Here is an 11,203-nt window from a genome sequence, read left to right as displayed (position 1 = left end):
GGCCTACAGGTCTCCGACGATGAGTTTCAAGCGCTCAATATCAAACCCGGTAAGTTTCATGGCGATTGGAACTATACGCTTCTTCCTCGCTCTTAATCGGTAACTTAATTCTTGCCCATGCCTAACTCAGGTGCTGCCGTCTTCCCCACCGCTTTCTCGCACCACTCTTGCAGCAAATCCTCCACATTCAGAGTTGGGTCCCATTGCAACTTTAACGCGATGTAGAGTTTCGGACCTTCGCCCCAGTTGGGGTAGGCTTCTGCATACATCGCCGAAACCTGGTGTTGCGCACCATAGCGATAATAGTCAGCCATGAGGTGAAAATAGACGCGTGGCACACAGTACGGAGTACCATAGACATAGTCGTACCAGCCAAGTTGTGCCGCCGCGCGCTGCCACGCTTCTGTCGGTTGCTTCCCTTCTGCGGCGATGGTGGCGTCTGCCCACTTCATGCGATCGTAGGTGAGAAACGGAACAATGCGGGGGTGAACCGTCCTCTGTATCGGTGGCTCCAACACTGCCCGATACGCTAGGCAACCAAACCATTTGTCAGGGTACTGTTCTAAAACCCCAGCGACGACAGCATTAGCTCAGGCAAAGTATGCGCGTGACGCGTCAACGAGTCCGAGAGCGTTGCGTCGTTTCTCGTCTCCCCCTGTGCACAGATCGCATTCGCAATATCCATGTCCATCATTCACAGCAAGTGAATATGACGTTGCGTTTGGATGTCGTGCAAAGTAGGCACAGATATTCTTGACGGCTTCATCGACAAGACCATGAGCCGAAAAACAAGGTTGCCATGCCGGCGAGGTATTCGTCGGCGGCAGATAGCGTTTCCCGTCGCGTAGAGGAAAAAAGTGTGGATGCGTCTTGGTATACTGCTCGGGCGGGAAGAGGTTGCGGAGATTGTCATGAAACTCGATCCGCCCATGCTGGCGTTGCCGTCGAGCCCAAGTCACTTGTTCCTCACCACGCAAACCGCTGAGGAGTCGTGAAGTAAAGACCGGCTGCTGGCGTACGAGTTCAGGCATCAGCGTAAGCGTCTGAAGTTGTGGCACATACTCGCCTTGTGGTCCCGGTAACAACCAGCGTACGCCAAGATAGCGCTCAAGGAACTCGTAGACCCCGAACTCGGTGCCCCAATCTGTCACGCCAAGAATTCGTACTGTTCGGTTATCAGGAAAGTCGATGACAAAACCGTCGGCGTCGAGACCACGGAGCACCTCGCTCGCTGGCGGCTCGCCCACACCTGCTCCGATCTGTATACACACCTGCTCTGCGGACGGCTTCGCTACCGCGGCAATCGGCACGCCAGTGCACTGCTGGCAGTAACGCGCCAACAATGTCGCTGCGGTTCGAACTTGAGCACTCGCCTGCACTGCACAACATATCACCGCATGCCACTTGCCTTGTTCAAATAAACGGAACGACGACATCTCTTCGGTAGGCGGCTGGGGGCGTACGCTGCACGCTTGTTGCAAGGCCAGCAAGCCTCCGAGTTTCAAGACAGATCGCCGTGTGAGCATGGCTCGCTCCTACGCGTCGATCTTGACGGCTTTCCCTGTCCGTAGCGATTCGACAATGGCGAATGTTGCCCGCGTGACCACGACACTCTCGGTGAAGGGAATCGGTTCTGGAGCACCCTTTTGTATCGCAGCCACGATCGCTTCCCACTCGCCGCGATGGCCTTTGTCCTGCCGCAATCGCGCCTTATGCACCTGTCGGTTCCCATGACGAACCAGTTCGAGGCTCCGGAAGTCATCAAGGACCGCGACCGCATCACCGCCAAAAACTTCGACCCGCTCTTTGGGAAAGGCCTTGTCACCATTGGCAACATAGGTAATCGTTCCCACTGATCCATTAGCAAACGTCAGCGTGATCATGACGTTATCGTTACAGTAACGGCCACCATTCGACAGGGCATTCGCATAGACCTGCACCGGAAGTGATCCGCTCAAGAACGACAGCAAATCGACAAAGTGACAGACCTCACCGATGATGCGGCCACCACCTTGCTCAGGGTCGTGGACCCAATGTTCCAATGGAATGTACCCCGCATTGATCCGGTAGTGCAAAGCCAGCGGTTCCTGTAGAGTCGCAACAAAGCTCTTCAACTGTTGCGCCATCGGCGCAAAGCGACGATTGAATCCCACCATCACAAAAGGGTTCTGCTGCTCGGCATAGGCTTGCGCTACTGTTTGTAATTCCTCTGCTGTCAGGCAAAGTGGCTTCTCACAAAACACCCGCTTCCCTGCTTCCAGTGCCGTTACCACTTGTCGTGCATGGAGATGATGACGCGTCGTAATGACGATGGTGTTGACCTCTGGGTTGGTGAAGAGTTCCTCTTCGGCAGTCGTGCAAAACGCAAAGCCGAATTTCTCGCCAACCGTGCGGCTGGTCATCCCTGTGGCCGTGCACACACCCGCGAGTGTCAGTCCGGGAAGATTCTGCATAGCGGGAAGCAGTGTGGCAGTTGCATAATTTCCCGCACCAAGAACACCAATAGTGACCTTGTCGGCGGTTGGGTTGTGTCGTTCGGACAACGGCTGAGTGTCTCGTAGTACTACGCGGCGTGCTAAATCTGGCTGTTCAGGATACGTCAAGAGGACGCCCATGAACGGCTCGCCAGTTTTCCCCAGCACCACATCGTACGCTTGCGGCGCTTGTTCGATCGCAATGCGATGAGTAATGAGCGGCTTCACATTGACTTTACCTTCAGCTAACAAGCGCACGAAGGCCTGAATGTTGCGATTCTCTGTCCATCGCACGTAGCCGATCGGATAGTCATGTCCCTTCTCTTCATACTCTGCGTCATAGCGGCCCGGACCATAGGAACGAGAGATGCGGAAGTCGAGTTCTTTCTCGAAGTACACTTTTCGCGGGATCGTCATCCCCACCGCACCCACGGCAACCACGACCCCTTTGTCTCGTGCGAGATCGCCAGCGAGTTCAACTGGCGCATTTTCTTTGGTATCTGCAGTAATCAACACAGCATCCGCCCCCTGCCCACCAGAGAGTCGCGTGCACATGGCCTGGCACTGTTCTGCGGTAATCGCAACGGCATCTGCACCGAACTGCTGCGCGAGATCAGCTCGCTGCGATTTGATATCCATCCCGACCACAATGCATCCCGCCGCTTTCAGCATCTGCACGGTCAGTTGGCCAAGCAAACCCAAGCCGATGACTGCGACCACTTCGCCAAGCTTGACCTCAGCTAAGCGAATGCCTTGCAGCGCAATGGCGCCAAGTGTCGCAAAGGCTGCGGCTTCGAAGTCGACAGGGTCAGGCAGTTTGACAAGCAGGTTCTTCGGGATGTTGACGACTTCGGCATGTGAGGCATACCCGCCACCGGCACATGCCACGCGGTCTCCCACAGCAAAGTCTTCCATATCTCTACCAACAGCAAGAACAGTTCCCGCACTGCTATACCCAAGGGCCATCGGTTGGTCGAGGCGATTGCGGACCGCCTCCAGTGTACTCAGGATGCCTTCTCGTTTGGCTTTATCAAACACCTGACGAACCAGGTCAGGACGGCTCCGTGCTTTCGCTACTAACCCCTTGTTCGCAAATTCTACGACCATTCGCTCAGTACCAGCCGACACGAGTGACACCACAGTCTGTATCAACGCTGTCGAAGCCTGCGCTTGTGGGGCTGGGAGTTCAGCAACACGAGTTTCACCTGTCCGAACTGATTGTATAAGTTGTCTCATAGTAGTTTCAGTGTGCAGTGTTGACGTGAGAGTCCGTTAAGGGGTGACAGAACTGTCGATAAAAAGCCTCTGCTTGCGTCATCACGGCAAGATGTTCCGCACGCTCGGCAATAAGGCGTTGGTTGTGCACCTCCGCGCGTTTTCGTAGTTCATGATCCTCCAGTGCACGCAAGATTGCTGCAGCCAGAGATTCCGGGCTTCGCTGGTCGCATAGCAGGCCGTTCACACCGTCGTCGAGCCATTCGCGTACTGACTCAATGTTGCCAGCAACAGGAAACGCTCCACACGCCATACTTTCCAATAACGTATTGGGTGTTCCATCATGTTCACTCGGCGACACCGCAACGTCAGCAAGGCGAAACAGCGCCGCCATCTCTGGCCGTGAGACGGCAGGAAGAAGACGAACAGCATGCGCGATGGATAGTCGCTCCACCCAATCGTGTGCCATTCTGGCTTCTTGCATAGCAAGCCCAAGAAAAATCACACTCGGTTTGCTCTTCAGGACAAGTGGAATGGCCTGGAAGAACGTATCATTGCGCACATACCCGCGAATGCCACGAGGATTGAGCACGACTGGGGTACCAGACGGGATTGCCAATCGTTCCGCCCACAGGTGCTCTACTGACCCAGGTCGAAACAGATCCGTCTGAATCCCACCTCCACTAGGCAAGACGACCGCGGGTTTACTCGCAGCAAAGCCCCATTGGTGCGCAAGGGTAAGGTCGCGATGACAATCTGGATGCAGTCCGTCAGCACGCGCTAAGGTTCGTTTCGTCAGGTATCCGATGAGCGGTGACCCCTGGGCATGCAACGTAAAATCATTCCCCCACACTGACACAATGAGTGGGGTTTGTTGTCCCTGCAGTGCTTCAGCCGCAAGCATCCCTTCAAAGGGAATACGCATTGCGTGTACGAGCTCCGGCTGCAAACGCGTCAGAAGTTGCCGGATACGACCAACATAACGATAGACATCAAGAGGACCCAACCAATGCCGGACATGAGAGCACAACGGTAAACAGGCCTTTTTTGTCAACGTCATCCACCGTTGAGCTTCCCCGACGGTTTCGCTTGGCACGCTGTTCTGCTTCACAGACTGTGATCCAAACCAAGAGAATGCGATTGGAGCGATGTGAAGCGAAGCCACAGGCAGGACCGTAGGATCGCAAGGATACGACGACACCAGATGGACCTCATGTCCCGCCTTAAGCAAATACCGGATCCAGTTCTGCGCAATGGCGCTGCGCCCATCAGCGATAAGGCATAGCTTCACGGTCCCCTCCCATCCCATCAAGATATTCTCTCTGGGTATTCAATGAGAAAACATACGCGCCCGACCTGAGTGTCGTAGGCGCTGGCCCAGCGATACAGGCTCCGTGTCCGTACACCAGCACTGCGGCGAGCATGTACCAAAAGCCCGACAAGCTCCACAATGAACCTGAAAAACAGCCGTACACTGTCATCTGAATAAAAAGTAGCCCAATCCATCCATGTTCATGGCTTCGCCAAATCAAGCGCAATGCCGCCCTCAGGCCCAGTAACAATAACCAGAGGAACGCACCACCACCAAACATCCCTGTCGCCATGAAGCTTTCAACGAGCAAATTGTGTGGATAGATGTCGTAGCGCCCTTCCATCGCGCGACCCGCGAGGGGATGGTCGAGAAAGTCCTCCCACGCGCTCTGCCATAAATCGAGGCGCGACTCTTTGCCTGATTCCGTCCGTTCCAACGTCGAGGCAATGCGCTTATCGATGTTGCTCCCGATGCCTTGAAGAAACAAGATTCCAGAGGGAACTGAAAGCGTTGCAACGGTGAGGATCACCAAGGTGGTCATTTTTTTTACCTTGATACCAGGCAAAGACGACCAGCAACGGAACCATCACCACCAGAGCAACGAGCGGGCCTCGCGAAGAGGCAAGACCGACCACTAAGAGTCCAAACACAATGAGTGCAGTCAAGATCGTCCGCGGTACCTGGACGATCGGGAATCGACTCAACATCAGGAACAAGCTGAGTGTCGTTAAGGAAACGCCGAGATGCCCTAGCGTAATCTGACTGAGTCCCCCTTCAGCTCGGAGTCGGCCGAAGTCGGTAAACAACACATCACGACTGAACAGCAGAATCGCAGCACAGGTAAGGCCTAACACGACGAGACTCGTGAGCACCGCGACCGACGCGAATCGTGGACTGGCGTGAAGGAACATCGCTGTCATCGGGATCACACACATCCCAACGATATAAAAAAGCAGATCACTGGGTGTTTGCGCTAACGGTAATTCACGCACGTACACATCGGCGATGAAACGCGCACCATAGGCGAGCCAAAACACTACGAGAGGCAGCATGTAGATTCTGAGCAGCACCCTTTTGCTTTTGACCAGCACGGTCACAATAATACTCAGGCTAGCTGCCAAAATGAGCACCCGATACGGCACGGTCAGTGCCCGTTCAGGCAAGTTGAGTGACCGCTCGATCGTCAAGATGAGGCCAAAGCCGAACATCCCCAGGGCATACAGGGTGACGGCTTGTACGTCGAGGAACGAGAGACGTCCCTGCGGAGTACTCGGGCGATGCCCTACGCCATCCTCTACCTGACGCTGGAACAGCGCGGCTCTTGAAATACCAATTGCCATGTTTCGTGAAGGTGTAGTTACCGGGCGCACCAATGGCGACCAGCCGATACCCAGCGTCAAGGATACTTTTCACTGAGGCAGCAATCCGCTGCTGATACTGAGCATCGAGCGGATGAAAGGCTTCGTCGTACTCGATACACAGGATGTCGATGTTCAGCCGGTCTGCCACGATGGATTGGACAACTTTGTATTCTGCGCCTTCTATATCGAGTTTCAGCAGCGTAATATGCTCATGCCCATTGTCCGCTAATAGTGTCCGTAACCGTTTGCAGGGTGCCTCAAAATACGTGTCGGTCTTTTGCAAATTGAGCGCAGAATGTGACACATTCTGCGGATTAGCCGGTGCATAGAAGCGCACGACTTCGTCGGTATCCCATAATCCGACGCGCTCGTAGATATAGTCAGCACAGTGAGCTGCGTGTTTCTGCACATGGAGTGCCGCGCGGGGCGTTGGGTCGTAGGCAAACACACGACAACCGAACCGTTCGATCACGCTCATGTCAAACGTGATGTCCTCTCCCACTCCGACGCAATAGCAAACAGAATCACGATTGATGCGATTGGTCGGGACGATCCACCCGCCACGCTCTGACCCAATCTTTTCGAGTGTCGGAACAGGATGCACGCGTGCGCCTGACAGCGCATCAACATGCAAGAACTTATAGATCTCGTTCTTAAGGGTCCGCGAAGCACGAACAAGGAAATGTGCCGGTGTCACCAGTTCTTTGCTCCTTTCGACATTTTCGTACGGTATAGTTGGTCCAACGCCTACGGTTGCTGCGCTCTCACCTGGTGGTGATGCCAATCACCTTATGAAGGACGGGCGACCCCAGCGCGCACCATCGCTCCCCACTCACGCACCACCGATGACCGCAATTGTTGTAAATCGGTACCAGTTGGAAAAAGGAGACGACGGATGGAACAGTGGGCAACCTTTTTCGCAACGTGGACAAGAAAGAGTGTGCCGGTCAAATTACCAAGAATAATGGCAAGGGCGGCACCGTTTACCCCTGTGTTGGGCAGCAGTAGCATCAGACTGAACGCAGTCGTACCAACCGCGAGCGTCTCGCTCATAATCAGTGCCGCTGGTTGTCCCAACCCGCGAATACTGCTGCCTAACACCACCTTCAATCCATCGATTCCTCCAGCCACAGCCATCAACATGGACAGGTACACTGCCGTACGAAACTGCTCACCGAACAAGAAGGGAACCATCAGTGGACTGACGGACACGGCCCCCAACACGCACAGACTGGTAAGGACCACTGTCACACGGGTTCCACGGGTGAGTTCATGGAGTTGCTGATCACCGTGGGCACCAGCCACCCTGGGAAACACAACAGCGGCTATCGCACCTGGAATCACGCGCATGACATCTCCCAAGGCAACCCCAACCGCAAGCAGTCCCAATGCCGCAGGATCGAGAAAAAAGGCAATAAACAACTGAACAAGGCGGCCACTTTGTAAGAGGTGGGTAGGCATACCGCTCGTCACCGACGGTAAACCATATTGCAACATCTGCACCCATACGCGCCCATCACGAGCAGTTGAGAACGGCAGTCGCCGCACGACGTGGATGACCACCACAACAGTGGCCACGGCATAGGTAGCCAGAAACCCAATCGCCAGCAGTGTCGGTGAGCTCTTGTGTAGAAAACACAGAGTGACTACTGCAACAACCCATCCGACTTGGGGCAGCATGCGCAATTTATTCCAGGAGATGAAGTCCCCCAGACCACGCAGGACACCAAGAGAAAGAGAGATCACCGTAAATAGAAAGAAAAAGCTGACCGGAAACCACAGCATGGTTGCCGTGACCGTGGCACTCTGCCCCTGTAACATAAACAGGACGATCCAGTTACTGAGCAGCAGCACCGGCAAACCACATACGAGGGCACAACACAGGCCAGCGATCCAGTAATGCCCTGCTCGTCGTGGCTCGCGGCTAGTAAAGTAGATCGCCGCATCGCCAAGGCCGAGTAATGCTACTGTCGCAACAAAGGCTCCCCACAGGAGAATAACTTCCAATTCTCCTCGCCCGGTGGGACCAAGATAGCGTGCAGTCAATACGCCTGAACACAGGCCAAGCCCGCTTAAGAAGAGATTCGTCGTTAACGTCACCGCGACCTGACTTCCAAACCCAGACCACGGCTTTGGTGTCGAGGCTTCAACGGCAGCCCCTGTATGTGATGCAGCTGTTTCCATGCAGTTGTTGAGCTTTGTTTCTCCGGTCAGGCGTTTGTCTACGTCACGAAAAATGGTGGAGGCCATGCCCTGTCACGTGGGTAGTGAAATTCGGTCTCTTCTCATGTCCCTACTATTCAGTGTTCTTCTCGGGCAACAACTCTCGAACCGCATTCAGAACTGGACCGTTATGGGCTACGGCAGTAACAGGCGGAGGCGATTTCCACGTTCCCCAACAGGTAACTCCCACGCAGAAGAGTCTCGGCAGAAAGGAAAATTTCTTTAATGGGGACGGTCGCCTTTGGGTATCAAGAAAATCAGAGAACGGACGATATATGGCTACGAGTAGAGAGTCTCGCTCTTGGGGGTGATAAAGATATGCGCAACCACTATCCAGGCCGTGTTGGTCTGCAACAACGAGTGCTACCGACGTATCGGGCACCTTTTTTTGATGCGCTCGCCGCAACCTGTACGAACGGCCTGAGTGTATTTGCTGGACAACCAGTGGCAGCAGAATTCATTGAAACCGCAACACGGCTTGGCACTGCACAACACGCACCTGCCCACAATCATCATTTTTTTCTCCTTCGTCTTCTTTGTATTCGTGCTGGCAAGCGGGCGTGCTCCCCTGGCTTGAAACATGGCAGCCAGATGCACTGATTGTCGAGGCAAACCCGCGCTACGTTAGCACGCGTGCAGCTTTGGGTTGGATGCAACGTCGCCAAAAGCCAGTTATCGGGTGGGGACTGGGAGTTATGTCAGTTAGCGGATCGCGTTGGCGAAAATTCCTTAACACGTGGCGATTACGAAGATGGTCAGGCTTTCTCCAGCGCTTTGACGCGATGATTTGCTATAGCAAAAGCGGCGCTGAGCAGTATTGTGCCCTGGGATTTCCTGCCGACCGGGTTGTCGTTGCACCAAACGCAGTCGCTCCCCGACCTGTCCCCCCCATGGAACGTCCAGTCGTCGTCTCAGGTCCACCACATGTCTTGTTTGTTGGTCGCTTGCAGGCACGAAAACGTATCGATCTGCTCTTAGATGCATGTGCCGCATTGCCAACAAACCTCCAGCCCTCCTTGACGATTGTTGGTGATGGCCCAGATCGGGCGACTATGGAAGCACACGCCCAGGCTATCTATCCCAAAGCTGCATTTGTCGGAGCTCGTAGCGGTGAGGCGCCTAGACCCTATTTTGCAGCAGCCGATCTGTTCGTTCTTCCAGGAACAGGAGGATTAGCAATCCAACAAGCAATGGCGCATACACTTCCAGTTATTGTCGCTGATGGTGATGGCACTCAATCGAACCTGGTACGTCCCGAGAGCGGTTGGTTGGTAACACCCGGCGATCAGCAGGCACTCCAATCAGCATTGGCAGACGCGCTCTCGAACGTTGCACGCCTCCGCCACATGGGAGCCGAGGCCTATCGGATAGTTGCGGAAGAGGTCAACCTGGAAAAAATGGTTGAGGCCTTCCTGCGTGTTTTACACCTTGTTACTCAGCGCTAAGAAGAAGGTTGGGATAGGAAAATCAGTTACTCCTCCCCTTAACGATCACCAGCGGAGGAGTTTGCTCCAGTTCTGTCTTTTGTATTTAGTTTTTTGCCTTTTTTCTCTCCTGGGCCTTCTCCGCCTGTCCGAGCAAGGTGGATACCGCGATGAAATCAGGACGCAGCGCCGCCGCGCGCTGCAAACTGACAACGGCATCTGCATAATTTTTCTCCTGCACGTACAGCTTGCCTAAGCGAAAGTGGGCATCGAACGAAGAGTTCTGGCGAGAGATCACCGCCTGCAAAGTCGATTTCGCCTGCTCCCAGTTTCCAACTCTCTGTGCTGCATCGGCAAACGACAGCAACAACGGAATGGCATCAATGCCGTTGGCAATGCCGAGGTCGATAATCTGACGCGCTGCACCCAAGTCGCCTTTCGCTGCGAACACCTCAGTGGCAAGAATACGGTACGGCAGAGGATCACGCGGAGTGATCGTGATCACGTGCCGTAACAAAGGCTCTGCTTCTTCTCGCATCCCCGCCCGCGCATAGATCACGCCGGCCTCGCGTAAATAGCGTACCCGCCAATCGCGACGAGATTCAGTACGCCCAGCCTCAGCGTACACGTTCGCTTGCTCCTCCACCCGACCGACTATCTGATAGAACCCGGCAAGCCCCTCGGCAGCTCCTGCATAACGCGCCGCAAAGGCTTCGCGGAGTCCGTTTTCGATTGCTTGCACTTCCTGCAAGTCTAGAGATGGTATCGCTTTGGCAGTGAGGTAGAAATGTTCATCAAGCACTGGCGCAAAAAAGACTGACCGTTGGACTTCTCGTGCACTCGCCACGGGATCCCCATTCTCAATCAACGCCACGTCATACGCATCTCTGGTTTCTGGATTCAACGGCTCCAGCCAGAGAGCAATCTCTAGTTCTTTGATCCGTTCGCCCAACGGTTTCTGCTCTTTTTGTAGGCCAAACAGCGCACGATGCCCAACCGCCCGCGTAGGAAAGGCGAGGATCGTCTCTCGTGCTTCGCGAGCTGAGATAAGGCGAATTCTGGAAAAGAAAATCCCCCTATATCAGTCAGGAGTAGCGGGGCGGATGAAGATGTCCCACTTGGGCAACTTGGGATGACGCTCCAGTCGCGCTTCGACCGTCCGCATGGCTGTCTTGTTCAGGGTAATGCCGCGCA

At 54.6% G+C, this 11,203-nt stretch carries 11 protein-coding genes; 2 read left to right on the top strand and 9 right to left on the bottom strand.

The annotated features are described in order from the left end of the window. Positions 1-104: 104 nt before the first annotated feature. The 8 genes from FJ147_24025 to FJ147_23990 form a co-directional block, all read right to left on the bottom strand. The gene (locus FJ147_24025; protein MBM4258955.1) at positions 105-452 is read right to left on the bottom strand and encodes a DUF4838 domain-containing protein; all 348 of its coding nucleotides are present in this window, start codon (positions 450-452) and stop codon (positions 105-107) included. A gap of 138 nt (positions 453-590) precedes the next feature. Continuing rightward, positions 591-1,526, bottom strand: a complete 936-nt coding sequence (locus FJ147_24020; protein MBM4258954.1) for a DUF4838 domain-containing protein — start codon at positions 1,524-1,526, stop codon at positions 591-593. 9 nt (positions 1,527-1,535) lie between these two features. After that, entirely contained in the window at positions 1,536-3,710 is a 2,175-nt protein-coding gene (locus tag FJ147_24015) for a zinc-binding dehydrogenase (protein ID MBM4258953.1), read from the bottom strand. A 7-nt stretch (positions 3,711-3,717) separates the two neighbouring features. Then, positions 3,718-5,001, bottom strand: a complete 1,284-nt coding sequence (locus FJ147_24010) for a glycosyltransferase family 4 protein (protein MBM4258952.1) — start codon at positions 4,999-5,001, stop codon at positions 3,718-3,720. Next, positions 4,958-5,542 carry a hypothetical protein gene (locus FJ147_24005; protein ID MBM4258951.1) on the bottom strand — a complete coding sequence of 195 codons (585 nt, stop codon included), beginning with the start codon at positions 5,540-5,542 and terminating at the stop codon, positions 4,958-4,960. The genes FJ147_24010 and FJ147_24005 overlap by 44 nt, the downstream gene beginning before the upstream one ends. Further along, complete coding sequence (locus FJ147_24000) at positions 5,454-6,209, bottom strand: hypothetical protein (GenBank protein ID MBM4258950.1); 756 nt, start codon at positions 6,207-6,209, stop codon at positions 5,454-5,456. The genes FJ147_24005 and FJ147_24000 overlap by 89 nt, the downstream gene beginning before the upstream one ends. Next, entirely contained in the window at positions 6,157-7,059 is a 903-nt protein-coding gene (locus tag FJ147_23995; protein MBM4258949.1) for an FkbM family methyltransferase, read from the bottom strand. Before FJ147_23995 ends, FJ147_24000 begins: the two co-directional genes overlap by 53 nt. Positions 7,060-7,151: 92 nt before the next feature. After that, positions 7,152-8,612 (bottom strand): hypothetical protein, encoded by a 1,461-nt coding sequence (locus FJ147_23990; protein ID MBM4258948.1) that lies wholly within the window; start codon positions 8,610-8,612, stop codon positions 7,152-7,154. Between the two features lie 198 nt (positions 8,613-8,810). On the opposite strand from FJ147_23990, the gene FJ147_23985 reads away from it, so the two are divergent. After that, positions 8,811-9,185, top strand: a complete 375-nt coding sequence (locus FJ147_23985; protein MBM4258947.1) for a hypothetical protein — start codon at positions 8,811-8,813, stop codon at positions 9,183-9,185. Further along, the gene (locus FJ147_23980; GenBank protein MBM4258946.1) at positions 9,122-10,030 is read left to right on the top strand and encodes a glycosyltransferase family 4 protein; all 909 of its coding nucleotides are present in this window, start codon (positions 9,122-9,124) and stop codon (positions 10,028-10,030) included. Before FJ147_23985 ends, FJ147_23980 begins: the two co-directional genes overlap by 64 nt. An 85-nt stretch (positions 10,031-10,115) precedes the next feature. Here FJ147_23980 and FJ147_23975 read toward each other — a convergent pair whose 3' ends face one another. Next, positions 10,116-10,961 carry a tetratricopeptide repeat protein gene (locus FJ147_23975; GenBank protein MBM4258945.1) on the bottom strand — a complete coding sequence of 282 codons (846 nt, stop codon included), beginning with the start codon at positions 10,959-10,961 and terminating at the stop codon, positions 10,116-10,118. Positions 10,962-11,203: the final 242 nt, after the last annotated feature.

The sequence above is a fragment of the Deltaproteobacteria bacterium genome (genome assembly GCA_016874775.1).
In the GTDB taxonomy this organism is placed as follows: domain Bacteria; phylum Desulfobacterota; class Binatia; order Bin18; family Bin18; genus VGTJ01.
This window is presented reverse-complemented; position numbering and strand designations above follow the sequence as displayed.